This window comes from Stenotrophomonas sp. 28608_Sma, from assembly GCF_056486185.1.
This window is the reverse complement of the sequence record NZ_CM151308.1, coordinates 2,458,026-2,482,784: the sequence shown is the minus strand read 5'-3', so window position 1 is coordinate 2,482,784 and position 24,759 is coordinate 2,458,026. Positions and strand designations below refer to the sequence as shown.

The 24,759-nt window shown below is 63.5% G+C and carries 28 protein-coding genes and 2 pseudogenes; 10 read left to right on the top strand and 20 right to left on the bottom strand.

The features are described from left to right. Positions 1-3: 3 nt before the first annotated feature. The 9 genes from ACZLHH_RS11695 to ACZLHH_RS11655 form a co-directional block, all read right to left on the bottom strand. The gene (locus ACZLHH_RS11695) at positions 4-402 is read right to left on the bottom strand and encodes a hypothetical protein (protein WP_180844247.1); all 399 of its coding nucleotides are present in this window, start codon (positions 400-402) and stop codon (positions 4-6) included. A gap of 232 nt (positions 403-634) precedes the next feature. After that, the gene (locus tag ACZLHH_RS11690; RefSeq protein WP_180844246.1) at positions 635-940 is read right to left on the bottom strand and encodes a hypothetical protein; all 306 of its coding nucleotides are present in this window, start codon (positions 938-940) and stop codon (positions 635-637) included. 593 nt (positions 941-1,533) lie between these two features. After that, positions 1,534-1,803 (bottom strand): hypothetical protein, encoded by a 270-nt coding sequence (locus ACZLHH_RS11685; RefSeq protein ID WP_219634908.1) that lies wholly within the window; start codon positions 1,801-1,803, stop codon positions 1,534-1,536. A 197-nt stretch (positions 1,804-2,000) separates the two neighbouring features. After that, positions 2,001-2,135 (bottom strand): hypothetical protein, encoded by a 135-nt coding sequence (locus ACZLHH_RS11680; protein ID WP_051007159.1) that lies wholly within the window; start codon positions 2,133-2,135, stop codon positions 2,001-2,003. A gap of 307 nt (positions 2,136-2,442) precedes the next feature. Beyond that, positions 2,443-2,706, bottom strand: a complete 264-nt coding sequence (locus tag ACZLHH_RS11675) for a single-stranded DNA-binding protein (RefSeq protein WP_323163110.1) — start codon at positions 2,704-2,706, stop codon at positions 2,443-2,445. After that, entirely contained in the window at positions 2,703-3,758 is a 1,056-nt protein-coding gene (locus ACZLHH_RS11670) for a replication initiation factor domain-containing protein (protein WP_180844245.1), read from the bottom strand. The genes ACZLHH_RS11675 and ACZLHH_RS11670 overlap by 4 nt, the downstream gene beginning before the upstream one ends. Continuing rightward, the gene (locus ACZLHH_RS11665; RefSeq protein WP_180844244.1) at positions 3,748-3,924 is read right to left on the bottom strand and encodes a hypothetical protein; all 177 of its coding nucleotides are present in this window, start codon (positions 3,922-3,924) and stop codon (positions 3,748-3,750) included. The genes ACZLHH_RS11670 and ACZLHH_RS11665 overlap by 11 nt, the downstream gene beginning before the upstream one ends. Next, on the bottom strand, positions 3,921-4,181 hold the full coding sequence (locus ACZLHH_RS11660) for a hypothetical protein (protein ID WP_180844243.1): 261 nt from the start codon (positions 4,179-4,181) through the stop codon (positions 3,921-3,923). Before ACZLHH_RS11660 ends, ACZLHH_RS11665 begins: the two co-directional genes overlap by 4 nt. Continuing rightward, entirely contained in the window at positions 4,178-4,456 is a 279-nt protein-coding gene (locus ACZLHH_RS11655; protein ID WP_180844242.1) for a hypothetical protein, read from the bottom strand. Before ACZLHH_RS11655 ends, ACZLHH_RS11660 begins: the two co-directional genes overlap by 4 nt. A gap of 131 nt (positions 4,457-4,587) precedes the next feature. Here ACZLHH_RS11655 and ACZLHH_RS11650 point away from each other — a divergent pair, with 131 nt between their 5' ends. Continuing rightward, positions 4,588-5,049: a DUF3693 domain-containing protein gene (locus ACZLHH_RS11650; RefSeq protein ID WP_180844241.1), complete on the top strand. Its 462-nt coding sequence runs from the start codon at positions 4,588-4,590 to the stop codon at positions 5,047-5,049. Between the two features lie 110 nt (positions 5,050-5,159). Here the strand turns inward: ACZLHH_RS11650 and ACZLHH_RS11645 are convergent. Beyond that, positions 5,160-5,504, bottom strand: a pseudogene (locus tag ACZLHH_RS11645) (integrase core domain-containing protein); the annotation flags it as partial. A gap of 138 nt (positions 5,505-5,642) precedes the next feature. Between ACZLHH_RS11645 and ACZLHH_RS11640 the strand changes: the two are divergent. Continuing rightward, positions 5,643-5,819, top strand: a pseudogene (locus ACZLHH_RS11640) (transposase); the annotation flags it as partial. Positions 5,820-6,312: 493 nt separating this feature from the next. Here the strand turns inward: ACZLHH_RS11640 and ACZLHH_RS11635 are convergent. The 5 genes from ACZLHH_RS11635 to ACZLHH_RS11615 all read right to left on the bottom strand — a co-directional run bounded on the left by ACZLHH_RS11635 (position 6,313) and on the right by ACZLHH_RS11615 (position 10,842). Then, positions 6,313-7,731 carry a DHA2 family efflux MFS transporter permease subunit gene (locus tag ACZLHH_RS11635; protein ID WP_149908498.1) on the bottom strand — a complete coding sequence of 473 codons (1,419 nt, stop codon included), beginning with the start codon at positions 7,729-7,731 and terminating at the stop codon, positions 6,313-6,315. A 277-nt stretch (positions 7,732-8,008) separates the two neighbouring features. Beyond that, the gene (locus ACZLHH_RS11630; protein ID WP_478478786.1) at positions 8,009-8,635 is read right to left on the bottom strand and encodes a hypothetical protein; all 627 of its coding nucleotides are present in this window, start codon (positions 8,633-8,635) and stop codon (positions 8,009-8,011) included. 45 nt (positions 8,636-8,680) lie between these two features. Then, positions 8,681-9,822, bottom strand: a protein-coding gene (locus ACZLHH_RS11625; RefSeq protein ID WP_087944428.1) for an IS3-like element ISStma9 family transposase whose coding sequence is annotated in 2 segments (ribosomal slippage) — positions 8,681-9,585 and positions 9,585-9,822 — 1,143 coding nt in all. Because the reading frame shifts where the segments join, the coding sequence is not laid out codon by codon here. Between the two features lie 41 nt (positions 9,823-9,863). Next, the gene (locus tag ACZLHH_RS11620) at positions 9,864-10,100 is read right to left on the bottom strand and encodes a hypothetical protein (RefSeq protein ID WP_478478785.1); all 237 of its coding nucleotides are present in this window, start codon (positions 10,098-10,100) and stop codon (positions 9,864-9,866) included. Between the two features lie 280 nt (positions 10,101-10,380). Next, entirely contained in the window at positions 10,381-10,842 is a 462-nt protein-coding gene (locus ACZLHH_RS11615; RefSeq protein ID WP_149908496.1) for a DUF6265 family protein, read from the bottom strand. 89 nt (positions 10,843-10,931) lie between these two features. Between ACZLHH_RS11615 and ACZLHH_RS11610 the strand changes: the two genes are divergently transcribed. Continuing rightward, positions 10,932-11,780 carry a helix-turn-helix domain-containing protein gene (locus ACZLHH_RS11610; protein WP_149908495.1) on the top strand — a complete coding sequence of 283 codons (849 nt, stop codon included), beginning with the start codon at positions 10,932-10,934 and terminating at the stop codon, positions 11,778-11,780. 20 nt (positions 11,781-11,800) lie between these two features. Here the strand turns inward: ACZLHH_RS11610 and ACZLHH_RS11605 are convergent, their stop codons facing one another. Beyond that, positions 11,801-12,280: a GNAT family N-acetyltransferase gene (locus ACZLHH_RS11605; protein ID WP_149908494.1), complete on the bottom strand. Its 480-nt coding sequence runs from the start codon at positions 12,278-12,280 to the stop codon at positions 11,801-11,803. 133 nt (positions 12,281-12,413) lie between these two features. Here ACZLHH_RS11605 and ACZLHH_RS11600 point away from each other — a divergent pair, with 133 nt between their 5' ends. Further along, positions 12,414-14,609: a hypothetical protein gene (locus tag ACZLHH_RS11600; protein WP_149908493.1), complete on the top strand. Its 2,196-nt coding sequence runs from the start codon at positions 12,414-12,416 to the stop codon at positions 14,607-14,609. A 71-nt stretch (positions 14,610-14,680) separates the two neighbouring features. Continuing rightward, the gene (locus ACZLHH_RS11595) at positions 14,681-15,166 is read left to right on the top strand and encodes a TspO/MBR family protein (RefSeq protein WP_107431852.1); all 486 of its coding nucleotides are present in this window, start codon (positions 14,681-14,683) and stop codon (positions 15,164-15,166) included. Positions 15,167-15,182: 16 nt separating this feature from the next. On the opposite strand, the gene ACZLHH_RS11590 is transcribed toward ACZLHH_RS11595, so the two are convergent. Beyond that, positions 15,183-15,476, bottom strand: a complete 294-nt coding sequence (locus tag ACZLHH_RS11590; protein ID WP_032127324.1) for a hypothetical protein — start codon at positions 15,474-15,476, stop codon at positions 15,183-15,185. A 252-nt stretch (positions 15,477-15,728) separates the two neighbouring features. Between ACZLHH_RS11590 and ACZLHH_RS11585 the strand changes: the two genes are divergently transcribed. The 3 genes from ACZLHH_RS11585 to ACZLHH_RS11575 are packed head-to-tail and all read left to right on the top strand — an operon-like array spanning position 15,729 to position 20,819. Beyond that, positions 15,729-17,966 carry an ATP-binding protein gene (locus ACZLHH_RS11585; protein WP_149908492.1) on the top strand — a complete coding sequence of 746 codons (2,238 nt, stop codon included), beginning with the start codon at positions 15,729-15,731 and terminating at the stop codon, positions 17,964-17,966. Further along, positions 17,963-18,430 (top strand): response regulator, encoded by a 468-nt coding sequence (locus tag ACZLHH_RS11580; protein WP_049399316.1) that lies wholly within the window; start codon positions 17,963-17,965, stop codon positions 18,428-18,430. The genes ACZLHH_RS11585 and ACZLHH_RS11580 overlap by 4 nt, the downstream gene beginning before the upstream one ends. After that, positions 18,423-20,819 (top strand): response regulator, encoded by a 2,397-nt coding sequence (locus tag ACZLHH_RS11575; protein ID WP_180844239.1) that lies wholly within the window; start codon positions 18,423-18,425, stop codon positions 20,817-20,819. The genes ACZLHH_RS11580 and ACZLHH_RS11575 overlap by 8 nt, the downstream gene beginning before the upstream one ends. A 2-nt stretch (positions 20,820-20,821) precedes the next feature. On the opposite strand, the gene ACZLHH_RS11570 is transcribed toward ACZLHH_RS11575, so the two are convergent. Genes ACZLHH_RS11570 through ACZLHH_RS11560 form a run of 3 tightly spaced genes read right to left on the bottom strand, consistent with a single transcriptional unit; the run spans position 20,822 to position 22,822 of the window. Next, complete coding sequence (locus ACZLHH_RS11570) at positions 20,822-21,514, bottom strand: Rossmann-fold NAD(P)-binding domain-containing protein (protein ID WP_071227441.1); 693 nt, start codon at positions 21,512-21,514, stop codon at positions 20,822-20,824. Between the two features lie 13 nt (positions 21,515-21,527). Then, positions 21,528-22,202, bottom strand: a complete 675-nt coding sequence (locus ACZLHH_RS11565) for a ChrR family anti-sigma-E factor (protein ID WP_049399319.1) — start codon at positions 22,200-22,202, stop codon at positions 21,528-21,530. After that, entirely contained in the window at positions 22,199-22,822 is a 624-nt protein-coding gene (locus ACZLHH_RS11560) for a sigma-70 family RNA polymerase sigma factor (RefSeq protein ID WP_071227405.1), read from the bottom strand. The genes ACZLHH_RS11565 and ACZLHH_RS11560 overlap by 4 nt, the downstream gene beginning before the upstream one ends. Before the next feature lie 135 nt (positions 22,823-22,957). Between ACZLHH_RS11560 and ACZLHH_RS11555 the strand changes: the two genes are divergently transcribed. Next, a complete protein-coding gene (locus ACZLHH_RS11555; RefSeq protein WP_149908490.1) occupies positions 22,958-23,725 on the top strand; it encodes a hypothetical protein in 768 nt (255 codons plus the stop codon). Between the two features lie 82 nt (positions 23,726-23,807). Beyond that, complete coding sequence (locus ACZLHH_RS11550) at positions 23,808-24,758, top strand: acyl-CoA desaturase (protein ID WP_149908489.1); 951 nt, start codon at positions 23,808-23,810, stop codon at positions 24,756-24,758. The last annotated feature ends 1 nt before the right edge of the window (position 24,759 follow it).

The window sequence follows — 24,759 nt, the reverse complement described above, 5'->3', positions numbered from 1 at the left end:
TCGTTACGTCCACTGGAATACGGTCAAGAACACCCGCACAAGGCGGAAGATAAGCGCAGCCGTCAGCAGTGCAACGGCCTCGCCGACGCGCAGCTGAGCAACGATGAAGGCTGTCCATGGGCCAGCTGCGTTCAGCATCGCGCAGAAGCTGAACTGCGAGAGGAAATCAGGCGCTGGAATCAGGTAGACGATCGCCTTCACGAACGACAGAACCAACTCGATGAAGTCGGTCTGAAGGTCCGTCATGAAATCGACGAAGTCGGACCACAGCGACGTGATCTGATCCTTCGCCCACGTTGTGAGTGCCGTCACCGGACCAACTCCATCGGCGTAAGCCCATGAGGCAGACAGCGCAAGAAAAATCAGTACCACGGCCAAGATGATGAAGTGATTGCGCTTCATAGCAGAGCCCACCTCAATGCGACCACGCCCATGCCTGCGAGGAACACAAACCCGGCGTACTGGAACAGCTGCAACAGCGGTCCGCTACAGAGGCTTCCCAAGTCGAACTTGCCCGCATATTGGCCGCCATCCCATGTGGCGGTGGGGCAACTTCCGCCTCCGGTGCAGCTACCAAAGAACCCTTTCACCTTGGACAGGATCGGGGCGCCCTCAATGGCCGTCTTGAATTCCGCTAGAACCTTCTGGACCGTCTTGCCCGACTTCTTATAGAGGCGTCCAGTTGTCGGCCCTGGGGCGCCCCCGTCGCCGCCTTCTCCTGTTCCCGGACCTGGACCCGGACCTGGGCCGGTGCAGCCATTCGGATCGGTGCAATCTCCGTCACCGTCACCGTCGCCATCTCCCGGCCCAGTGCCGCCACCTCCATCTCCACCGCCGCCATCACCGCCACCATCACCGCCACCATCACCGCCACCATCACCGCCACCATCACCGCCACCATCACCGCCACCACCATCCCCCGGACCGGTTCCACCACCATCGCCGCCACCGTCGCTAGGTGTGCTCGGCGTAGGTGATGGATGATCCAAAGTAGTGCAGACGTTGCCATTTGGGGTGAACAAGATGCCGATTGGAGAACCGGCATAGACGGACCCTACATATGCGCAGCCCTCATGGCAGACGGTGCCCATGCCACCGACGCCCGCTCCCCTCCAGTCCACTCTTTCAGTGCGGGTGGCGCAGGTGTTTACCCACCACCAATCACCGTCATTGAAGGGGCCATCCTCTACACCATTGGAGTTTATTTGCCAGTATCTCATCAGCATCCGCCCCGTGCGATCAGATGCGCCGTGTATGTAGCACTCTTTACGGGAATTACTGAGAAACCCCCTCTTGACGGGTGGCACGAAGGCCTCGCAGCTTTGCTGAGCCTGCGTGACCGTACATTTCTCCTGTTCGAGGCGGCACGCGTCAGGAGACTGCGCAAGAGCTAGGAACGGACTGAAAAGAAACATCGCAATGAACGCCATTAGCAAGGCTTGGAGCTTCATTGACTAGCCTCGTTGAACGCTAGCGAGACGGCATGACCTGCAAGACCGCCAATAAATGCAAAGACCATGCACACAAGCATCGTCAATCCTCCCTTTCCGGTGCGCCGCAGAAGACACACTCTCCGCCGTCATAGTCATGGCCGGTATCAGCGCACACGACCTCGTCAACCTCGCCCGACTCATCGTCGGCGTGTTCGTCAGCGTCTTGATCCTCGCGGTCCTCAAAGAAGCCTGCGATCTTGTCGACGCACCATCGACCGAACCAAGGGAGTGCCATCAATGTGCCGGCACCGACAATTGCTGCAACCACCTGTGCGACGGATAGCCCGAGGAATACCCCACTGAAGTCCATCACCCACTCCTAGTAGTCAATGACGATGCGGCACTCCAAGCACCACAAGTTCCCGTCGTCCAACACGATCACGTCATCACCGCCACACTCAGGGCACCAGTCGTCCTGGCATTCCTCGGCGTTGACGTCATCGGGCTGTGTCTGCATAGGAATCGGGGCCGGTTTCCCAGCCCCTCCCCGTTACGATTCTTCCGCGATCAGCGGAAGAAGGTGGCGACCTTGTTGGTCGCCCAGCGGGCGAAGCCCGGGGACGCCTTGATGGCACCGGCACCGATGATGGCGGTAACGGCACTGGTGGCTGCGAGGCCGGTCAGGATGCTGTCGAAATCCATTGCACTACTCCTTCTGTGATGCGCGATCTGCGCGGGAAATGGGTGGTCAATCCCGTTCTGTACTGACCGACTTCACGACGGCGCCCACGATGTAGCCCAGCACGTTCAGTGCAAGAACCAACGTGAACACCCCCGAGAACCAACCAGCGGCCACGTCAGGTTCGGGCCACTGGAATAGATCGATGAGAATTGAGGCCTGTGCGTGCTCTGCCGCTGACACAAGCACATACCCACCACACTGCGACGCAGGCTCCCCGGTGGGTACGAGCGTCCCCTCAGCCGTCAGAGACACGCACACGGCCATGGCTTACGGCTTCGCCGGTGCGGCTGCGGCCTTCGCCTGCAGCGGAACGAGGTCTACGTAACGCTTCAGCACCAGATCGCCGTACTGGCTCAGTGCAAAGGACTGCGGGTCAATGTCGTACTCACCCGGCGTGTACGGCGGGCGCGAGCCGAGGCCGACACGGAACGGCAGTTCGAAGCCGTTGCCCAAGTCGAGGCCAACGGTCTGCGAGCGGTTGATGGTGTTGGTCTTGCTGTTGTGCCGTTCTTCGACGGCAGCGGACTTCACGCGGCAGATAGGCATAGTTCTTCTCTCACATAGCGATGGAGTGGTTCACCCTTGGCAATACCGCGAAACCGTCCGGGGTGACCGTCACGGAGGATGCGGCTCTCTGCGAAGTCGGCCCATGAATCGCCGAGCGCTCCGCGAAGGACGTTGAGGAAAGGCCCTACCTGTCGATGCGCCCACTCGATACCGGCTTCAACAGAGGTTTCCACTTGCTTCTGCAACGTGCGCAGTCGCGTGCACACGCCCGTAATGAGGTTCTGCAACGCGCTGTACGAGCCACGAAGGTACGCGCCGGGATTCAGCAGGACATCCAACGGGATTTCCATGTGCTTGCCATATAGGCGCACTTCCGCCCGTACCCAGCGAGACGACGACAGGCCTTCGGCCTTGCCCTTTTCATACACGCACAGTTCCTTGTGACCCTTGCCACCGACGTACAGCGTGCAGCCGGTGTTGTGGCCTTCATCGGAAATGAAGCGGTGACGTGGCGGGCAGCCGCCTTCGGTGAAGCCCCCCTGAGCAGCAACCTCGCGGAGCGCATGCACGTCCAGGCGTTCGCCTTCGTAGTCATCGTGCGCGCAGTCAACACGGGTGATCTTCCCATCAAGCATGGACAGCTGCTTGTAGATGCGGGCGCGGTCCCGAATCCACTTACACCCCATGCCGGTGAGACTGATGCACACGGTGTTCTTCTTGCCGCCAATGCCTACGCGGCCAACAACTTCGTTTTCCCGGTCGATCAACACCGCCGACTGCTCGTAGAAGTTCCAGCTCTTCTCACGAATCGCACCGGCAACCACTTCGCCACGGAAACCGAAGATGCGGAACAGCAAGAGGTCCAGCTTCTTGCAGTTCACTTCTTCAAGGGCGGAGAGCGGGACCACAAAGGTCAGGTAGTCGATGATTGCGTCTTCCTGACCCTTTTGGCCCGTGTTACTCCCCGGGCCAATCTCCGCCGCCGCCCGCTGCCCCTTTTCACCGGGCGAAAGCGGGGAAAAGCCCCCTGCCCCGCCCTCCACTGCCATCCTGAAGCGCGCGCGATCAACGGCCATTGGCGCGCCCCTTCCAGAGATTCCACAGGCGACGAAGCGCCAGCCATGCCTGCTCGATCACGATGGAGACCAACGCGCCTCCCACCCAAACGGCTATGAGCGCGGCGCACCCTGCAAGACCAATATCGAACTCCGCCAGTTCGGCGAACGAGGGATACCTGCTCATGCCGGCAGCCTCGGACTCTGATAGCGGAGGCACGCGAGCCTGGAGCGATGGCACTCGGCGCTGGGGGCGAACAAGCCCTCGCCGACCCAACGAAGGCTGTCGCCGGACAGTCGCGAGAACTCGAAGCCCCTGCACTGCGGGAAGGTGCGCTCCGCGACCGGCAGCGCGCTCAGCTCGTCGTAGAAGGTTTCGATGAAGCGCGCCAGCTTGCGCGCCTCGCGGTACTCAGCGGCCCATGCCACGCGTGCGGTGTTCATGCGGCGCGCTCCTGCTCTTCGGCGAAGCGGGCTGCGGCCAGCAGATCACCGCGCTTGGTGGCCGCGATTTCGGCCTGATAGAGCGCTTCGTGGTTCGCGGTCCAGCCGGTTGCGGCCAGCTCAGCTCGTGCCTGGGCGACGATGGCCGCTTCGCGTGCACTGCGACCGGCAGACTCCCCACGCCGGTCGAGGCACCACGAAACGAGTTTTGCGCTGCCAATCGAAACGGCCACGATGGCCGCCAGCAGCACGAAGGCAATGAACGGATCGATCATCCCAACCCCCTGCCCCAAGCCCCAAGAGAACCCGCCAACAGCCTTGGGGTGCCGGTGGCGGGGCATCAACTGCCAGTTGACGCGGAGCGATATAAACTCACAGTTGATCCCCGTGTCAACTGGTACTCCACATGCGAAGCATCGACCTACTGCTAGACAAGGCCCGCGAGAAGTGCGAACGCCCGTCAGACAGGGCTTTGGCGGAGAAAATGCGCGTCACTGCCAGCGCCGTATCCAAGTGGCGAAAAGGCGGAGTGATCACGGAAATGCACGCATCTGCGCTGGCCGCCCTCGCTGGGATGGACGGCGAAATCGTCGTGCGAGTGATGGAGGAACAGGCGGAGACCCCTGCTCAGCGAAGGGTCTGGCGCTCGGTACTGGACAGGTTAAGCGCGGCGGCGGCAGTGCTGGTGCTGGTAGTGGTCGCAGCACCAGGCGTCGCACGCGCAAAGGCGATTGAAATCAATGGCTTGGATCAGGGCAAGGCCGCTGTTTGTATATTATGTTCACCCTCCTGCAGCGGTGGCTGGCACGGGTCTTGCCCAGCCCCCGGCTCCGACGTTGGCATGGAGCCCGATCAATGCGTGCCCTGAAACGACCGCCCCTTAGGTCGGCTTTTCGTTCAAGTGCGGTCGACTGGTCACCCCCCAAAGGGATGCGAGCTGCTGCTGGAAGATTTCGCGTCGGCCATCGTGGCGGAGACTTTAGGCCGTTCTTCGTTGTAGTCACGCCGCAATCTTTCGATACTGGTCCTGGCATGGAGCAACGTCGGGAACCAATGCTCGTTCAGACAATCAACACGCAGCCGCCCGTTGGAGGACTCAACGTAAACGCATTGGTTCGGCTTGCCGGGCTCGATCAGGCGCTGGGCAATTTCCTTCTCGTGAGCCCACGCCACCCTCGCCACGTCGATGGCCGCCGCCTCGTGGGGGGCGCCGTTCTCGAACACCTGCTCGGCCAGCAACTTCTTCAGGCGTGTGTTCTCGGCCTCCAAGTCCTTGAGCCGCTTGGCGTCGGGCACGCTCATGCCACCGAACTTGCTGCGCCACGCGCTACTCAATCTCGGACGGGGAGCGCAGCTCGGCATGGAGCGGGGAGCAGCCCTCCCCTACCCTCAATATATCGGGTTCTACCCCGTTTTCACGGACACTTACAAGAAGGCCGATTCAGGCCATGAGGAGTGTTCATGTCAAAGCGTAGGAAGTTCGGTGCCGAGTTCAAGCGCGGTGCGGTTGAGCAGGCGAACCAGCCCGGCATCAGCTGCGCCCAGGTGGCCCGGGAGCTGGGAATTCGCGACAACCTGCTAACCCGCTGGAAGCGCGAGGCGCAGAATCCAGAAGCGGCCGCTTTCGGCGGCGCTGGTCAGAAGGCGCCGCTCACACTCAGTGACATCTGGTCGATCAGGGCGCGCCTACAGCTTGCAGGAGGTGCTCGTGACCTAGCGCTGTTCAACCTGGCGATCGACACAAAGCTGAGAGGTTGCGATCTGATCAGCCTACGACTGCGAGACGTATCGCATGGTGCGGTCATTGCTAATGAGGGCTATCGTATTGCAGCGTAAGACCGGCATGCCAGTTCAGTTCGAGTTGACCGTCTCAACAAGAGCCGCCCTCGCTGAATGGGTCCATCAGGCTCGACTGGAGTCGGCATCCTATTTGTTCCCAGGATAGGGTGATAGTCACCTGTCTACCCGGCAGTACGCGCATTGCAGCGTCATGGGCTTCAGCCATTGGACTCGACCGCCACAGCTACGCCCCCTCCTGCTTGGATCCATTGGATCCACGCTTGATTGAAGCCCTCCCGATTTCATCATGGTTGAGTCAGCGGACGCACCGCATCCGCTGACCTCAGCCCATCTAGCCCACTGGCACATCCCTCTTCGAACCGTTGGATCCAACGAGCACCACTGCAGCCAGAGCGGCCAGGCCGGCAGCAATTGCCGCACCCAAGAACGCAGCCTGGAAACCCGTCAGCGTACCTTCCGCACTTTGGCCTGCAACAGAGCTGGAGCCCCATGTAGAAAGCGCAACCATAGTAGCGAGACCTATGGCAGAGCCAATCTGGTAGGTTGTATTGATCAGGCCCGAAGCCAGGCCGGTTTCCTCGGGTTTGGCGCCAGCCATGCCTGCCATTGTCGTCGGAATATACGCCAAGGCCATCCCGAACGCGGCGAGGAGAGAAGCAGGAAGAACGTGCGTCACGAATGAACCATCCGGCGGCAGATTCGCAAACATCAGGAGCGCTCCACCCATAAGCACCAATCCGATCACAAGGTTTGCTTTCACGCCAAACCGCCCAATAAGCCTACCGGAAAGGCCAACCATCACGATCATGATCGTGCCGGTCATCGGCAGAAGTGCCAAGCCACTGGCTAGCGCAGAGAGACCAAGGATCTGCTGGAGGTAGAGGTTCAGGAAGAACCATAGTGGAATCCAAGCGGCGCCAAGAAGCGCCATTACAAGGTTGCCCGCCGCCAGGTTTCGTGCTTTGAAGATGCTCATGGGAAGAAGCGGCTCGCGCCTCACGAACTGCGCGACCAAGAAGACGGCGAACAGAACGAGTGATACACCCAGCATTGCCAGAACCTGCGGAGAATAGAATCCAGCCGTTTCAATGGTAACGATGGCAAAGACAAGACTGACAAGCGCAATCGTCACACTGATCGCCCCAAACCAATCAACTGCGCCGGCGTTGCGCGGAGACTTGCGGAGCACAGCCGGTATCAAGGCGAGCACCAACAGGCCGAGCGGTACATTGATCAGGAAGGTCCAGGGCCAAGTCAGCCATTCGGTGATGACGCCACCTAGAAACACACCCGCAGATCCGCCGGCAGCAGCAGCGGCACCCCAGAAGCCGAATGCCTTACCAAGTTCGGCACCATTGTGTCCAAAAAGACGCATGAGGATCATCAATGCGGACGGCGCGATGAGTGAAGCGCCAACGCCCTGCAAGGCGCGGCCGGCAAGCAGCATCTCCTGACTTTGTGCCAGCCCCGCTACCAGGGATGCGGCGGTAAGTATGAAGAAGCCGCTCGCAAATATCCTCCGCGCACCGAAGAGGTCACCCAGTCGCCCGCCCAGGAGCAGCAGACCGCCAAATGCGATGACATAGGCATTGAAGATCCAGCTAAGCCCACTGGCGCTGAAGCCCAGTTCAGCCTGCATTGCGGGTAGGGCCACGCCGATGATGGATGTATCAAGAATAACGATAAATTGGGCAGTACAAAGAAGAGCTAGAGCGGCCCATCTTTTCGGGTCAGGTATGTTCTTCTGCATTGAGACTTCCAAGTATCAAGTGCTCGCCAATTGCGATTGATGGTGAGTGTCAGACTTACAACGTTGACAGAGTCAACAGTGGGAATCATGCGCGCAGGTATGCGCATCAATGTTGATGCACCCCCCTGCCGACAGGTCAGGGCAAGCGTTCGCTTGGGTGACTGGCCAACTGGGCCCGTAGCTTCCAGCAACGTGCATCTAGGCAATCCGGCCACGCTCAAACCTGCCGCGACAGAGGGCCTGTCAAAGCCTTGCTTCAGCAAGACCCCGGCTCGTCTCAGGAACTCTCAGCAACATTGACGACCAACGGAACCGTTCGGATCTCACCGCTACCCATGAACTGGATCCAAAGCGCATATTGGCCCGGTCTAGGAGGATTCGCGTGGAGCATCATCTGTGCTGGGATAGGGCCAGCTTGAACATGCCCTGCTCTGTGGGAACCGTGCGCGCCCTCGGGTGTATTGATCGACATTGCATGGGCGTGGACGTAAGCAAGGTCATGAATTCCGACGAACACCGCGTGAGCCGGGACGCCAAGGTACAGGCCCAGGTCCTGGGCAGGTTCTCCGTCCTTGAGAACCGTTAGTTTCAGCATGCTCTCCTTGCCCGCCTGCAACCCCTTCTGATCCAGTTGCACTGTATAGGGGCCGTCGGCTCCTTCACTGGATGACAGGGGAGGCTCGGTTCCAGACGCGCCGGTTGCTGCATCCACTGAAACGTCGAAGCGAACCACCTGCTGTCCAAGCCCAGCAGGAACCGCGTCAGCAAAAACATGGTAAAGGCCCGGCTTCGGGAAGTTCATCGCCACCCGGAAGCGACCATCCGGCTCCGGTTTGCCCGGATGCTCGTGCAGGAAGCTGGAGAAGTTGCTGTCGGTTGCCAGAACATGCAGATCCTGCGTCAACTCCTCTTCGAACTTCTGAATCGCCCAGGGTTTTCTAGACAGTCGTCAGCCGTTTAGTGCGTACTGCTTCTCGAACTCTACCGGGGACAGCCCGTCGTTGGAACTGTGCCGCCGTTTTGGGTTGTAGAACATCTCGATGTACTGGAAGACGTCGGCCCGTGCCTCGTCGTGATTGCTGTAGATCCTCCGCTTAATACGCTCCCGCTTCAGTAGCTGGAAGAAGCTCTCCATCGCTGCGTTGTCATGGCAGTTTCCTCGTCGACTCATGCTGCACACGATGTCGTGCTCGCGCAGGAAGCTCTGCCAGTCTTCGCTGGTGAACTGGGTTCCCTGGTCGGAGTGAAGCAGAAGCCCGGGGCTTGGCTTGCGCCGCCACACTGCAGCCAATAGCGCCTGCAAAACCAGGTCCGTATGTTGAGTTGGTCGGGTTGCCCATCCAACGACCTGACGCGAAAACAGATCAAGCACTACCGCCAAGTACAGGAAGCCGTCGTACGTGCGGATGTAGGTGATGTCCGTGACCCACGCGCGATTTGGCTCACTGACTTTGAAGCCGCGAGCCAGAACGTTCTTGGCGACTGATCCAACAGGGCCGCTCAATGGGCGTGGTCGCCGACCGTAGCCGACCATTGCCCGCAGCCCCTCGCTCTTCATCAAGCGTGCCACGCGATGACGACTACACGTCTCGCCAAGCTCGCGCAGATCTGTGGTCACTTTGCGGTGGCCATACACAGAGCCGCTTTCCAGCCAGCTGTGCTTGATTAGGCCGAGCAACCGCTGATCGTCCTTGTCGCGAGCGCTTGCCGGCTCTTTTAGCCAGGCGTAGTAGCCACTGCGATGGACGCCAAGCATCCGACACATCGCCGCGAGGCCGAACTCATCTGCGTGTTGCTTCATGAAGGCGTACTTTGCTCTTACCCCTTTGCAAAGTACGCGGCGGCTTTTTTTAGGATGTCTCGCTCTTCAGTGACCCTGCGTAGCTCAGCCTTGAGGCGGCGCACTTCCGCGTTCTGGTCCTGCTCGACACGCCGGCCAACATCGCCTTTGCCTTGTTGCCGCTTCCAGCCGTAAAGACTATGGATCGACACGCCCAGTCGCTCGGCAACCTCCGCTACCGGACGGCCGTACTCAACGATCTGTCGGACCGCCTCGATCTTGAACTCATCGGTGTACCGCTTCGTGCTCATAACCACCTCCGCCTAAGCCATAGTTTATGGCTGCGAGGTGTCTACGGAACCCTGGGCGATTCATTCGTTATGCGCTTGCCCGTGGTCTTTTCGGAGAATGTGATAAGTAACTCACGGGAAAGAGGGCCCGTTTTTTCAATGGAAATTTCGGCAGTCACCTTCTCGGTTGATCCCGGAAGTGCGAAGTGCCCTCTCAGCGCTCTCTCGGACGCCGCGGATGGCAGCGCGGTCGTACCGATGGCGGCCATGCCGAATGCAAGAAGATTTTTGATGAACATGGGGATCTTTCTCCATAGAAAATTGACCAGCTGCGTGCCAACGACTGACCGTGGCATCCGGCCTCGGCCGGCCTCGCCAGATCAGATGTGTGAACGTTGATTGCCTGGCTAATTGGCACATCAACTACTTTCAGCGCTGACAGCGTGGCAATGTCAATACGATCCATGGAGGCCTTTCTTTTCCATCTGCTTGGATTCATGTTCGGAGAATGCGGGTCTCAGGCGACGTCCAGTTCCCGCCTCCCCTGCTACCGCGGCAGTAGGAGTATTCGTCGCGACGTCATGAGTTGCAGAGTCGATAGTCAAACGGAATACGCAGGATCTTCCCATCATCTCCCGGTCCCGAAATGCTCGCTTGCAATGACGTTCCATCACGCCGGTACTCAATGCGCTTCGGGAAGTCATTCTGCAGATTCTCGAACACCACCCAGTTCGCGCCGTGCTCGGCAATGACGAACGTGGTTGCCGCCACGCCATTTGGCTGCACATGCAGGCCAGCCGCTTTGCCTGCAGGCACCAGACGCATGTACTCGAATGACTCCATATCGCCGCGGCTCAACGTGCGCGACATACCAAGCAAGGCGCCGCCTGCCTCTGGCAGCCACACCTCATCAAGCCTGCGCTCCTCGGTACCACCGCACCAATGCCCGGCCAACCAGTCGAACCTGGCCGGAGCAGCGGTGACTGCACTGCTTCCCAACGCCAGCCCTGCGCCCAGCACCACCAACGTCGACTTCAACATACCCTGACCTCCTGGATCGGTTGGACGCAGGCTAGCGCCCCAGCCCCGGGGACGCTTGTAAAAATGCGCAGGATGACGTCCGATGCGGCATGGACTACCGCGAGCACCCTGCCCCCGACGACCTGCGCCGTCATGTCCAGTGCCTCTGGTGGCTGCGGGACGAAGCCCCAGGCCATGAGGTGCAGGTCATCTATCCCGATGGCCGGTGCGAGTTGCTGGCGGAACTTGGCGTGCCGCTGCATCTGCACGGGGCAGATGGCCGGATCCGTTCCGATCTGCCGTTCTGTTTCGCCGCACAGCAATGCGGCCCGATCCGCCTGCGGGCCGTCGGCCCGGTGTTCTGCATCGGCGTGCGGCTGCAGCCGGCCGCAAGCGCCTTGATCGCCGGTGCCCGCCTGCCCGGCCTTCGCGACCAGGCACCGGACCTGTACACGCTGGATGCATCCTTTGCTGAGACCTTCAGTGCGGCCGCACGCGCCAGCGCGGCAAGCAGTACGCCCGAGCCGTTATGGCAGGTGCTGCAGGAATGTTCTGCCAGTTTCACCCTGGACGAGCGCATCGAACAGGCCGTTGCGGAGCTGGATGCAGCGGAAGGCGACCTGCGCATCGCCGAACTGGCGCGGCGGCTTGGCATGTCCCTGCGTGGCTTGCAGTCGCGTTTTCTGACGGCCGTGGGCATGACGCCGAAAGAATATGCCCGAGTATGCAGACTGCAGGCTCTGTTGCACACGTTGGATGGAGAAGCCACCAGCATCGCCTCCGCCGCTGCGCGCCACGGCTACAGCGACCAGGCCCATGCCACGCATGACCTGGTGCGATGGACCGGCGTCACGCCCGGCCGACTGGCCAACGCGCTGCGAGACGATCGCGGTAGCGACAATGCGCTGCGGCTGGCCGCCGCCTTCGTGCGCGGAACCAGCGACGGCCCCTTACTGTAAGCCCCCTACCCCACGTCGCCCTATAGAAACCGGTGCATCACATACACATCAACCAACCCCAGTGCCGGATGCCGGAACGCCGCCGGTAGCGTCCCGACCACGGCGAAACCCAGCTTCCGGTACAGCTCAACCGCAGGCGCATTAGTGCTGACCACGTAGTTGAACTGCATGGCCAGGAAACCCTCCGATCTGGCCCGGACCAGGCTGTCTTCCACCAGCGCCCGCCCGACGCCACGCCCTTGCGCCAGCGGATCGACCACGTAGGTGGCACTGGCCACGTGCGCGCCTAGGTCCGGGTAGTTGGCGCCCATCTTGTACATTCCGGCCACGCGCCCTTCCAGCACGGCCACAAAGGCCGCCTGCACTCCGAACCAATGGTCCCGAAAGGTGCCGGCCTCGAAGGTGACGGCGAACGGGAGCGAATCCTCCATCGCAATGGCCGCCTTGAAGATCGCCCACATGGCGTCGAAGTCACCGGCGGTGGCAGCTCGGATTTCCATGCGATTCCTCGCGGATCGGCGTAGCTGGCAAGGCGGACACTAGCAGAATCCAGCAAGTGCCCCGCACCCGCTTCACGCGCCACCGCCATCGGTTCGGCAATAGTTGAGTGAATTCCGGCCCTTAGAGCAGTACATGCCCCCTACTTCCGCGCGCATCCCACACCGGCTCCGCCGATGGCGCGTCGCTGGCTACATCCTGCTGGGCATGTACGTTCTCTACCTGCTGGCCGGCAACATCTTCCTCAACACCCCGCTGTTCGACCAGGTCACCAACCGCAAGCCGCACAAGTTCGTGATGACCACCGGCCCGGCCATCTCGCTGCTGCCGGGCCACGTCATTGCCTGGAACGTGCATATGCGCGGACACGTCAACCACACCGTCTACGTACTGCATGCCGAGCGTGCGAGCGCTCGCTTGGCCGTGCTGCCCCTGTTCCGCCGCGAAGTGCGGGTTCCCCGATTGCAGGCCACAGGCGTGTCGGCCGAAATCAGTCGCGTCGAGGACGCCATTCCGTCGCCCCCGCGCGGCGACCAGGGTTGGACCCTGCGTTTCGACGCCATCCACAGCGACAGCATCCGCAGCGCCCGGCTGGGCAAGCTGTTGATCATCGGCAAGGGCCAGGGCACGGTCGGGTTCCTCAAGCAGCTGCGCGGCGGCCCATCGGAACTGTTCGATTCCGAGGTCTCGTTCAGCAAGGCAGACACCAGCTATGACGGCGTGCAGCTGCTGGGCGACATGAATCTGACTGCGCGCTTCAGCTATCCGCGGCACTATCGCGACCAGGCGCCCGGCCTGGCCAAGTTGAAGCTGTTGCATGCGCAACTTGAGGTGGATGCGCGCAGCCAGGGCCTGCGCATGGATACGGATGCCACAACGCCAAAGATCTCCAGCGCGCCCGTGCCCGGACGCCTGCAACTGGCGGTCCACCTGATCGACGGCCAGCTGCAACCCGGTGACCACGCGCTCTGGCAGGTGCCGCTCTTCCTCGGCGATGGCGCGCCCAATCGCGGCGTGCTGGCCCTGCAGCTCAATGTGGCCAACGACCTGCGCCTGCAGGCCCGCCTGCCGCCACGCCCGGATTCGGCCGCCGGCATCGATGCCGACCTGCTCATCACCGGGCGCGAGATTCCGTTCCAGCACCCTGCCCAGCTGCTGGAACGCAGCTCCGGTACAGTGCGTGGCGAATGGGCCTTCACCTCGCTCAACTGGATCCCTGCCCTGTTCGTGCGCAAGCCGTGGCTGCAGCTCGACGGCGGCGGCACCCTGAAGGCCGATCTGCGCCTGCGCAATGGCGAACTGATCGAAGGCAGCACCGTGGACATTCCCTCCGCCGCGGCGGTGGCCGAAGTGGCCGGCGTGCGTCTGGCCGGCACCGCCAGCGCGCATGGCGAGCTGAAGGCCGGCAGCCCCACTCAGGCACAGCTGGCGATCCGGCTGCCCCGCTTCACCGCGCGCCCCAGCGATGCGAAGGATGTACGGCTGTTCGACGGGCGTGACCTGGCCGTGGACCTCACCGGCGATGGCCGCCTGCAGGAACTGCGCAAGGGCGTTCGTGCGCGGTTGCGCTTCAGCCAAGCGACCATCCCGGACCTGGCCGCCTACAACCGCTACCTTGGCTCTCAACAGGTGCGCCTGCTGCGTGGCACCGGCAGCCTCAGCGGCGACGCCACGCTCGACACCGATGGCCGCGTCGGCCATGGCACCGCGCGGTTGCTGGGTCGCAATGCAAGCGCCAAGGTGGCCGGCCTGGACATGGGCGGCGATGTCGACGTGAACGCGACGCTTCGCCGTGGGGACTTCAACCAGCGCCACTTCGATCTGTCCGGCACCACCGTGGAGCTGCGCAATGTGCAGGTGGCGGGCACCGATTCCAGCAGCGCGTGGAAAGGCCGTGCTGTGTTCAAGCGGGGCCGCATCGACGCGCAGTCCCCGTTCCAGGTGGACGCTACCACCGATCTGACCCTGAGCGATGCACGCCCCCTGCTGGCCGTGTTCGCCAAGCGCACCGACTACCCGCGCTGGACGCTGTCGCTGCTCGACTCCGGCCAGGTCGATGCACAGGCCACGTTGCGCTGGCGCCCGGGTCATCTGCTGATCGACGGCCTGCGGGCCGAGAATGATCGCCTGGCGGTACGTGCGCGGCTGGATCTTCTGGAGCAGCGCAAGCGTGGCGATCTCTACCTGCGCTGGGGGCTGCTGGGCGCGGGCATCGAGCTTGATGGCGAACAGCGCCAGTGGCATCTGGCCAAGGCGCGGGAATGGTTCGACCAGCGCCCTTCGCTGTTGCCAGCTGGCGGAAGTGGAAGCGCTGCGGGTTCTTCAGATTGATCGCCCCGGGATGCATCCATTGGCCGCTTCCGTTCGTATGAGCGGGTAAACGCAGGATGGAGCAGCACGGAATGAAGCGGCGTTCACAGGTTATGGGTCTTCTGGGATGGGGCGTGGTCACTTTTGCGGCGGCGGCAGTCGGCGCGTGGGCATCGACATCCGCCGCCAGCTTCTACGCCACCCTCGCCCTGCCTGCCTGGGCACCGCCTGCCAGCGTGTTTGGCCCGGTGTGGAGCCTGCTCTACGCCATGATGGCCATTGCGGCGTGGCTGGTCTGGCGCGAACGCGGCTGGCGCAACGCGCAACCGGCCCTGGTGCTCTATCTGGTGCAGCTGGCCGTCAATGCCCTCTGGAGCTGGCTGTTCTTCGGCTGGAAGCTGGGCGCGCTGGCCTTCGTCGACATCCTGATACTTATCGCGCTGGTGTGCGCAACGATCGTTGCCTTCGCCCGCCTCCATCGCGGTGCGGCGGCGATGCTGCTGCCTTACCTGGCCTGGATATCGTTCGCCTCGGCGCTGAACTTCGCGGTGTGGCGCGCCAATCCCGGGGTGCTGTGACCCCGTATCAGTGCTCTCAGGCCTGTGCGACGCGCTGCGGCTGCCATGCACGCAGCAACGCCGGCTTGAACGCCTGTTGGCCACAACCCGTGGGGCATCGCACCACGCGCGCGGCGGTGTGGCTGACCAGCCCTTGCCCTTCCTCCGCCTTGAACACCGTTTCGCAGCACAGACAGCGCGCAACCAGCGAGTACAGGTGGAGCAGGCGCCCACTGGCCGGATCCTGCAGGGCATCCACATCCAGCAGCTCAAACTGGCAGCTGTCGGCAAGCATGCGGTATGGCGTTGAAGGCAAGGTCTGCAGGTTCACGGGGCGTGGTCACTCAGGAATGTGCGTTCACCTTAGGCAAGTCGGTGTCGAGTGCGCGTGCAGCGCACATGTACCTTTCGCGAAACATGCAAGTGCTGTTGGAATGTCCAGATGAAGAATTCAGGTTTGAATGAAACGTTCTTCACACGCACGTACCGGTATGCGAATGCACGATTTTGCGTCACCATCCGTGCATGCCGGATGCAACGCTGGGCCATTCCAGCCATCCACGAATCATGAGTCCCGCCTTTGATGCCTTCTGCCGAGTCCACGCACGACACTGCCTTGTCCAGTTGCGCGCGCGAACCGATCCACACCCCCGGCGCGATCCAGCCCTACGGCGTGCTTCTGGTCGTTGAACCGCAGTCCCTGCGGGTGCGCGAGCGCGCCGTCAGTCATCCCGGCCTGCTGCAGCAGTTCGGCGAACCGTTGATGCAGCATGTCAGCGAGGTACTGGGCGGCGTGCTGGCGCCCTTCCAGGCGCTGTTCCAGCAGGCCACGGTGGGCAGCAGCGCGCATGTCGGCGCCGTGCACCTGGATGGCCACGGCCGCCATCAATTGTTGGTGCATCGCTCCGCCACCGATCTGCTGATCGAGCTGGAGGCGCCGGTTCCCGGCCAGCCTGGTTCGCTGGAAGAATTGTATCCGTCGATCCGCGAACTGATGACCGGCATCGAATCGGCTACCACCGTGGAAGATCTGTGCCAGCTGGCGGCCGCGCACATGCGCCGGCTGACCGGCTTCGATCGCACCCTGGTCTACCAGTTCGATCCCGGCTGGAACGGCATCGTGGTCGCCGAGGATGGCAACGGCCTGTTGCCGTCCTACCTGGACCTGCGCTTCCCCGAGTCGGACATTCCTGCGCAGGCCCGCGAGCTGTACCGCCGCAATCGGGTGCGCCTGATCGCGGACAACAGCTATACCCCTACCCCGCTGATGCGGGCCGAGGACCATCGCGACGCGCCGGCTACCGACCTGAGCCTGGCCGTGCTGCGCAGCGTTTCGCCCGTGCACCTGCAGTACATGCGCAACATGGGCACCGGCGCATCGATGTCGGTGTCGCTGGTGCACGAGGGCCAACTGTGGGGCCTGGTGTCCTGCCACACGGTGCAGCCACGCCGCCTGCCCTACCACGTGCGCACTGCCTGCGAGTTCATGGGCCAGATCCTGTCACTGCAGATCGCCCTGAAGGAGCGTGCACGCGCCATCGAAGAGCGCGTGGCGCGCCGCTCGGTGCTGGTCAAGCTGCTGGCACGCATGGCCGGCGACGAGGATTTCATGGCTGCGCTGCGCCACGATGAAGCCAGCCTGCTGTCGCTGACCGGCGCTGCCGGTGCGGCCATCGTGCACAGGGGCGACTGCATGCGCGTGGGTGAGTGCCCACCCGCCAGCGACGTGCTGGCCCTGGCTGATTGGCTGGCTACCCAGCAGACCGGGCAGGAAACGTACTGCAGTGACCATCTGGCAGCCAACTGGGCGCCCGGCGCGCGCCTGTCCGACGTGGCCAGCGGCGTACTGGCGGTGTCCATTTCGCAGCTGCACGACAGCTATCTGATGTGGTTCCGCCCGGAAGTGGTGCGCACCGTGCGTTGGGGTGGCGACCCACGCAAAGCGGCGGCGCCCGGCGTGGCACTGTCCCCGCGCAGTTCATTCGAAGCCTGGAAAGAGACCGTACGGCAACGCAGCCTGCCGTGGACCGACGCCGACTGCGATGCCGCACACGAAATGCGCACCGCCATCGTCGATATCGTGCTGCGCAAGGCCGAGGAAATGGCCGAGCTCAACGAGCAGCTGGTCCGCAGCAACAAGGAACTCGAAGCGTTTTCCTATTCGGTCAGCCACGACCTGCGCGCGCCGTTCCGCCACATCGTCGGTTATTCGGAGCTGCTGGGCAGCTCGGCCGGCGAACGCCTCAACGATACCGAGCGCCGCTTCCTGGATACGATCGTGGAGTCGGCCAAATCCGCTGGGACACTGGTGGACGATCTGCTGAGCTTCTCGCAGATGGGCCGTTCCACGCTCGGCCGGGTACGGCTGGATATGGCGGCACTGGCCGAAGATGTGCACCGGAGCCTGGCTTTGGACTACGCCGGACGCGATGTGCAATGGACGCTGGCGCCGCTGCCGGAGGTGGAGGCCGATCCCACGATGTTGCGTCTGGTCTGGCAGAACCTGCTGGCCAACGCGATCAAGTTCACCCGCGAGCGCGAGCAGGCCGTTATCGAGGTCGGTCACGAGCGCAACGTCGACGAAGACCACTTTTTCGTGCGTGACAACGGCTGCGGCTTCGACATGCGCTACGTGGACAAGCTGTTCGGTGTGTTCCAGCGCCTGCATCACGTCGAAGAATTCGAAGGCACCGGCATCGGCCTGGCCAATGTACGCCGCATCATCGGCCGCCATGGCGGCCGTACCTGGGCCGAGGGCGAGCCCGGCAAGGGCGCCACAATTCATTTCACCCTACCCCGTTCCACAGGAGATCACCCATGAGGGACCTGCGGCCGATCCTCCTGGTGGAGGACAGCCCCAAGGATGCCGAGCTGACGCTGGCCGCGTTGTCGCGCTGCCAGTTGCTGAACGATGTCATCCATGTACGCGATGGTGCCGAGGCGCTGGATTACCTGCGCTGCGAAGGCAAGTTCGCCGGCGCCATGCACGGCGGCCCGGTGGTGGTGCTGCTGGACCTGAAGCTGCCCAAGGTGAACGGCTTGGAAGTGTTGGAACAGGTGCGTGGTGACCCACAGCTGAGCAGCACCCCGGTGGTGATGCTGACCTCGTCGCGCGAAGAACAGGATCTCGTGCGCAGTTACGAACTGGGCGTGAACGCATTCGTGGTCAAGCCAGTGGACTTCAAGGAGTTCTTCGACGCTATCCAGGGGCTGGGCATGTTCTGGGGCATCACCAACCAGCCCCCGCCGTATCGGCCCAACGGCTCGGGGCAGCACAATGCATGATGGATCGCGCCGCAGCGAGCGCCTGCGCATCCTCATGCTGGAGGACAGCGCGCTTGATGCGGAGCTGATCAGCGCACAGCTGCAGCGTGCCGGCCTCGATTTCGAGGCCGAGCGCCTGTGGACCCGCAATGCCTTCATCGAGGCAATTGAGAATCGCGCCTTCGATGTGATCCTGGCCGATCATGTGCTGCCCGGATTCGACGGCGACGCTGCACTGGCGCTGGCGCGCGAGCGGATTCCGCAAACGCCCTTCATCTTCGTCTCCGGCACGCTTACCGAGGAGTTGGCCGTGCAGGCCCTGACCCGCGGCGCGCGCGACTACGTGGTCAAGCAGCGCCTGCAGCGCCTGCCGGATGCGATCCGTCGTGCGCGGCAGGAGGCCCATGAACGCACCCAGCTTGTGCAGGCGCAGGCCGCACTGAACGACAGCCAGGCGCAGTTGCAGCAGGTAACCGATGCCGTCCCTGCGCTGATCGCCCAGCTCGACACGGCGCATCGCTACCGCTTCGCGAACAAGGCGTTCCTGGACTGGCACGGCGTCAGCCTGGCCGAACTGCTGGGTCGCGCGGCACGGGATGTCAGCGGCATTTCCGCCTTCGAGCACGCCCTGCCCAGCCTGGAGCGGGTACTGCAGGGCGAGCGCACCAGCTTCCAGGTCGAACTGGTCCACCGCAGCGGCGAATCACGATTCGTGCAGATGGACTGCGTACCGGAACATGCGGCCGATGGCAGCGTGGTCGGCTACATCTGCATGGGCAGCGATGTTTCACTGTTGAAGCAGGCCGAACTGGCGCTGCGCGAGGACAACCAGGTTCTCGAGCGACAGGTGCAGGCACGCACCGCCGAGTTGCGGGCCAGCAAGCGGCGCCTGCAGGCGATCTTCGAATCCAGCTTCCAGCATCAGGTGCTGTTGGATCTGTCCGGACGCGTGGTTGATGCCAATGACGCGTCACTGGCCGCGGTGCTTGCGGACAAGAAGGACACCGTTGGCGCGCGCTTCGGCGAATCGCTCTGGTTTGCCACAACCGATGGCATCAGTGCGCTGATCGACCAGGCCGTCGCCGCAGCCGTACAGGGCCGCAGTTCGCTGCATGCACTGGAACTGGAACTCCCGACCGGGCGGCGCAGCTTCGACTTCTCGTTCCGCCCGCTGCTGGATACCGAAGGCGTGGTCACCGCCGTGGTTTCCGAGGCAGTGGAAACCACCGCGCGGCTGCAGGCAGAACACGCACTGCGCCAGTCGCAGAAGATCGAGGCGGTCGGCCAGCTCACCGGCGGCATCGCCCATGATTTCAACAACATCCTGACGGTCATCTCCGGCAATGTCGAGCACGCCATGCTGCTCAACGAACGCGCCGGAGAATCCGGGGCAATGGTCAGCCGTGCACTGGACAATGCACTGAAAGGCGTCGGCCGTGCCGCCAGCCTGACCCAGCGCCTGCTGGCATTTGCCCGTCGCCAGCCGCTGCACAGCCAGGCCGCCAACCTCAACGAACGCCTGCTGGACATGCACGACATGCTGCAGCGTGCACTGGGTGAGCTGGTGCAGCTGGAGATCCGCAATGCCGAGGACATCTGGTGCGTGGAGATCGACATCAGCCAGCTGGAGGCCTCCGTACTGAACCTGGCGGTCAATGCCCGCGATGCGATGCCGCATGGCGGCCGGCTGGTGATCGAAGTCGACAACAGCCATCTCGACCACGACTACGCCGCCCTGTTTCCCGATGCAGCGCCTGGCGAGTACGTGATGCTGCGGGTGCGCGACAATGGCCACGGCATGGACGCGGCGACCCTGGCGCGCGTGTTCGAGCCGTTCTTCACCACCAAGCAGGTTGGCCGCGGCACCGGGCTTGGCCTGTCCATGGTGCATGGCTTCGTCAAGCAGTCCGGTGGCCACGTGCTGATCGACTCGGTGGAAGGCGGCGGCACCAGCATCACCATGATGTTCCCGCGCTCGCCGCTGGCTCTGCCCTGCGAAGCACGCACCCCACAGACCGGCCTGGCGGGTTACTCACCGCGCGAGGAAACCATTCTGGTCGCCGAGGACAATGACGATGTCCGCGCCCACACGGTGGATGCGCTGCGGCTGCTCGGTTACCGCGTGCTGGAAGCCCACGACGGCCCCTCCGCGCTGCGGCTGCTGGAGCGCCCCGACACCAAGGTGGATCTGTTGTTCTCGGACGTGGTGATGCCCGGCATGTCGGGGTGGGAACTGGTGCACGAAGTCCGTGAACGCTGGCCGGAAGTCGCCGTCCTGTTCACGTCGGGCTATCCACGTGACCACGACCAGGTGGGCAGCCAGGGACGCGCGGTTTCATTGCTGCCAAAGCCGTTTACCCGCAGTGATCTTGCAGCGGCGGTACGCACCGCGCTGGGGGCGACGCACTGAGGTCAGGACGCCGGATCACGCATGCCAGCGGCGATCCGGTTGATGTCTGCGCACTCCACCGTGGCCGGCGGATGCTCCCTGCCGGCCAGCGCAATCATCGCCTGGCCCAGGGCCAGATTGCTGGTCATCAACGAAGGCGCAATCGCACCGGCCAGCTTCATCAACGGCGCGCCGCCCCAGTACAAGGGCTTCAACAGGGCATGACGGGTGCCGGTTCCCGCGACCGGCCTGACGCCACCCGGGCGCAGCATCACCGAGCGCATCGGCAGGGCCTGCAAAGCAACTTCGGTCTCGCCCTTGACCCTCAGCGGCATCAGCCGGCTCTGAGGGTCCGCACCCGCACCGGATACATACAGAAAGCATCCCTCGGGATTCGCGGCCACCCAGGCACGGGCTACCGCCAGTGTGGTGTCCACGGTAACGCGTCGGTACTCGGCCTCGGCGGTGCCGACCGGTGGCGCTCCGGCGCAGTAGAGGCATGCATCGAACCCGGCAAGCTCCTCCACCCGCTCCTGGATACGCAGAAAGTCCGGGACAATCAGTTCGCTGCCGGTGCCGCTCAGACTGCCTGGGTGGCGGACCAGCGCGGTCAGGCGGGAGACCTGCGGTGAGCGCTGGCAGGCCAGCACCACACCCTGCCCGACCAGGCCTGCGGCACCGGTCAACAGAATCCGTAGTGCACCTGTCCCGACCATCATCGCACCCGCCTCAGAGTTTCACGAAACGCTGGATCTTCCGCGCCAGCCAACCGCTGAACACCAACGGCGCATCCAACGCAGACACGCAGATGCACGGCACACCCGGCGCGGTCACCGGCTGGTGCTCCACCTCCTCGTCCAGATCCGCCACGTCACCCGGCGCGAACAGCCCCAGCGCGTCGTTGTAGGAACCGCGCAGGATCTGAGTCAGCTCGCTGCGGCCATGGCTGTGCATGGGCAGGCACTTGCCGGGGGCGATCTTCAGCATGATCAGCGAGGGCATCTGCTCGGCCCGGATGCAGTGCACCCCCGGCGCCATCCAACGCCAGCGCAGGTCACCCAGCGAGGTGCCAAAGTAGGGATGCAGTGATACCGGCAGATGATCGGGATCGGCCTCGGGCCGCTCCTTCGGCATAGGGCGCAGGGATTCCGCCATGGCCATCGGCGTTTCCGTGGCCAGCTGCATCAGCATGGCCTCGCGCAACTGTTCGCGCCGCGTGTCGGTTGCAGGCGGCTGGGTCTGCTCCAGCAGTACCGAACCGATCGCCTCAGCATCGCGCAGGCGCTGACGGCAATGCGGGCACTGCTCCAGATGGGCACCCGCCACGATGCTCAACGGCGCCGGCAGCGCACCGGCGGCATAGCTCATCAGCGTGGATTCGTGCAGGTGATGGTGTGGATTCACAGCGCACCTCCCACTTTCGCCTGCAGTTGCAGGAAGGCACGGCGCAGGTGGGATTTGACCGTCCCCAGCGGCATGCCCAGCGCTTCGGCGATCTCGCTGTGGCTCTTGGCCTCGAAATAGGACATCCGCACCAGCCGCGCCTGCACCGCAGGCAGCTCGTTGATGCGCTGGCGCAGACGCGCCTGGTCGGCGAACTGCTCGGCGCTGCTGCGCTCGATCACATCCAGCGTCGCCGCGTCCTCCACCGCCGCCTGCACCTGCATCCAGCTGCGCTCACGGCGCACTCGATCGATATGCAGGTTGCGGGCGATGCGATACAACCACGTACTCAGCGCCCCCTGTGCCGGATCGAAATCGGCGGCCCGCAGCCATAGGCGCAACAGGCATTCCTGCGCCAGCTCTTCGGCTACGGCATCGGGTGCGCCCAGGCCGCGCAGGTACACGCACAGCCGCGGCATGAAGTAGTCGTAGATCCGCATGAAACACTCGCGGTCGCGCAGCCGCGCCACGCCGTCCATGTCACCGGCCCAGTTCGTCGGCTCGCTGCTCGGCTGCTGGGAACTGGACACGGTGCGTGCGCTATCGAAGTTGAGGAGTGTGCTGGCGGCGTCAGGGTACATCTGCGTTCGCGGCGGGCGGGTGAAGGTCTGTCCTCTGTACGTGCAGGGGCAGCCATTGGATGCAGTCGGCACTGCGCATCCAACCGGGCGCCCCCACCGTATGACCTGAGAGACCTACCCTTCCGGATGAACACCATGCGCACTGCCTGGCTGCTGCTGTGCCTGCCCCATGCCGCGCTGGCGGCACCCTGGCTGCGAAGTGAAGGTGTGGCCACCTCCGCGCAGGGCGACATCCTCTACCGTGAAGTGCACTGGCGGCGCGAGGCAACGGAGGGTGCCGAACGCTGGGTGCTGTACCAGTGCCCGGATGGCCAGCCCTTCGCCCGCAAGCATCTGCCCGCCAGCGCCCGCCCGCAGGCACGGGGCTATTCGCTGCAGGACCGCCGCAGCGGCCAGACCGCCGAAGTCGACGCCACTGGCGACTCGGTGTCGATTGCCTGGAAGGAAGATGCCGCCAGCCAGCCGCATCAGCGCCGGCTTGAACTGCCGCCGGACGCGGTCATCGATGCAGGGTTCGACGCCGCGGTGCGCCTGCACTGGCCGGCGCTGCTGCGCGGCGAACGCATCAGCCTGCCCTTCCTGGTGCCGGGGCGGCAGCGCTACTTCCCGGTGCAGGTGCGGCGCATCGGTCCGGTACGTTGGCAGGGTATTGATGCCCAGTCGATCGACGTCAGTCTGGACACCTGGTACGGCAGCATCGCCCCGCGTCTGTCACTGGTCTATGCCAGCACCGACCGCCGCCTGCTGGAATTCCGCGGTACCAGCAACCTGCGCGATGCACGCGGCACTTATCCGCAGGTGACGGTGCGCTTCAGCTCGCCTGCTGCCGAGCAGACTGCCGCGGAATGGCAGCAGGCCTGGACGCATCCTCTGGTCGACCGCTGCGCCGTGACGCCCAGGTGAAGTCGAGATTCTTCGCGTGGCAGCGCATCCATTGCACGCGCTGCTGCGTACAGGTAGACACGACACCCGCCGAGATCCCCCAATGGCCTCTGTAGCGCCCCTCCCCCGTCGACGCTCGCGCCTGCTGCGTACGCTGCAGCGCTGGATCGACACCGGCAACGTCGCAGAGACCACCGACGAACAGCCCGGCCGCATCGACTGGTTGCGCGCCGTGCCATTCGCACTGATGCACCTGGCCTGCATCGCTGTGCTCTGGGTCGGAATCTCATGGACAGCGGTGATCGTCGCCGCAGTGCTCTATGCGGTGCGCATGTTCGCCATCACGGCGTTCTATCACCGCTATTTCTCGCACCGGACCTTCCAGGCATCGCGAACGGTGCAGTTCGTGTTCGCTGTCATCGGCGCCTCCAGCGTGCAGCGTGGGCCGCTTTGGTGGGCCGCCCATCATCGCCATCACCATCGGCATGCCGACCAGCCGCTGGATCCGCACTCGCCACGCGAGGGCGGCTTCTGGCGCAGCCACATGGGTTGGTTCCTGACCCGCGAGGCGTTCGCCACCGATCTGTCACGGGTACCGGACCTGGCGCGCTTCCCCGAACTGCGCTGGCTGGACCGTTTCGATACGGCCGTACCGGTACTGCTGGCCGCAGCGCTGTATGCATTGGGCGCCGGGTTGGAGCGCTGGGCACCGGGCCTGCACACCTCCGGCCCACAGCTGCTGGTGTGGGGCTTCTTCATCTCCACCATCGTGCTGTTCCATGCCACGGTCACCATCAATTCGCTGGCGCATCGATTCGGCCGCCGCCGCTTCGATACACGCGATGACAGCCGCAACAACCTGTGGCTGGCGCTGCTCACCTTCGGCGAAGGCTGGCACAACAACCACCACTTCTTCCCCGGCACTGTCCGCCAGGGCTTCCGCTGGTGGGAAGTGGATTTGACCTGGTACGGACTGCGCACAATGGCGGCCCTGGGCCTGGTCAAAGGTCTCAAGCCCATCCCCGAGTGGGTCCTGGCCAAGGCGAGGTACTGAC

Bases quoted from the DNA above. Each gene is read 5' to 3' on its own strand.
- ACZLHH_RS11695 (WP_180844247.1), bottom strand. From the start codon at position 402: ATGAAGCGCAATCACTTCATCATCTTGGCCGTGGTACTGATTTTTCTT.
- ACZLHH_RS11690 (WP_180844246.1), bottom strand. From the start codon at position 940: ATGGTGGTGGAACCGGTCCGGGGGATGGTGGTGGCGGTGATGGTGGCG.
- ACZLHH_RS11685 (WP_219634908.1), bottom strand. From the start codon at position 1,803: ATGGACTTCAGTGGGGTATTCCTCGGGCTATCCGTCGCACAGGTGGTT.
- ACZLHH_RS11680 (WP_051007159.1), bottom strand. From the start codon at position 2,135: ATGGATTTCGACAGCATCCTGACCGGCCTCGCAGCCACCAGTGCCGTT.
- ACZLHH_RS11670 (WP_180844245.1), bottom strand. From the start codon at position 3,758: ATGGCCGTTGATCGCGCGCGCTTCAGGATGGCAGTGGAGGGCGGGGCA.
- ACZLHH_RS11665 (WP_180844244.1), bottom strand. From the start codon at position 3,924: ATGAGCAGGTATCCCTCGTTCGCCGAACTGGCGGAGTTCGATATTGGT.
- ACZLHH_RS11660 (WP_180844243.1), bottom strand. From the start codon at position 4,181: ATGAACACCGCACGCGTGGCATGGGCCGCTGAGTACCGCGAGGCGCGC.
- ACZLHH_RS11655 (WP_180844242.1), bottom strand. From the start codon at position 4,456: ATGATCGATCCGTTCATTGCCTTCGTGCTGCTGGCGGCCATCGTGGCC.
- ACZLHH_RS11650 (WP_180844241.1), top strand. From the start codon at position 4,588: ATGCGAAGCATCGACCTACTGCTAGACAAGGCCCGCGAGAAGTGCGAA.
- ACZLHH_RS11635 (WP_149908498.1), bottom strand. From the start codon at position 7,731: ATGCAGAAGAACATACCTGACCCGAAAAGATGGGCCGCTCTAGCTCTT.
- ACZLHH_RS11620 (WP_478478785.1), bottom strand. From the start codon at position 10,100: ATGTTCATCAAAAATCTTCTTGCATTCGGCATGGCCGCCATCGGTACG.
- ACZLHH_RS11615 (WP_149908496.1), bottom strand. From the start codon at position 10,842: ATGTTGAAGTCGACGTTGGTGGTGCTGGGCGCAGGGCTGGCGTTGGGA.
- ACZLHH_RS11610 (WP_149908495.1), top strand. From the start codon at position 10,932: ATGGACTACCGCGAGCACCCTGCCCCCGACGACCTGCGCCGTCATGTC.
- ACZLHH_RS11605 (WP_149908494.1), bottom strand. From the start codon at position 12,280: ATGGAAATCCGAGCTGCCACCGCCGGTGACTTCGACGCCATGTGGGCG.
- ACZLHH_RS11600 (WP_149908493.1), top strand. From the start codon at position 12,414: ATGCCCCCTACTTCCGCGCGCATCCCACACCGGCTCCGCCGATGGCGC.
- ACZLHH_RS11595 (WP_107431852.1), top strand. From the start codon at position 14,681: ATGAAGCGGCGTTCACAGGTTATGGGTCTTCTGGGATGGGGCGTGGTC.
- ACZLHH_RS11585 (WP_149908492.1), top strand. From the start codon at position 15,729: ATGCCTTCTGCCGAGTCCACGCACGACACTGCCTTGTCCAGTTGCGCG.
- ACZLHH_RS11580 (WP_049399316.1), top strand. From the start codon at position 17,963: ATGAGGGACCTGCGGCCGATCCTCCTGGTGGAGGACAGCCCCAAGGAT.
- ACZLHH_RS11575 (WP_180844239.1), top strand. From the start codon at position 18,423: ATGCATGATGGATCGCGCCGCAGCGAGCGCCTGCGCATCCTCATGCTG.
- ACZLHH_RS11570 (WP_071227441.1), bottom strand. From the start codon at position 21,514: ATGGTCGGGACAGGTGCACTACGGATTCTGTTGACCGGTGCCGCAGGC.
- ACZLHH_RS11560 (WP_071227405.1), bottom strand. From the start codon at position 22,822: ATGTACCCTGACGCCGCCAGCACACTCCTCAACTTCGATAGCGCACGC.
- ACZLHH_RS11555 (WP_149908490.1), top strand. From the start codon at position 22,958: ATGCGCACTGCCTGGCTGCTGCTGTGCCTGCCCCATGCCGCGCTGGCG.
- ACZLHH_RS11550 (WP_149908489.1), top strand. From the start codon at position 23,808: ATGGCCTCTGTAGCGCCCCTCCCCCGTCGACGCTCGCGCCTGCTGCGT.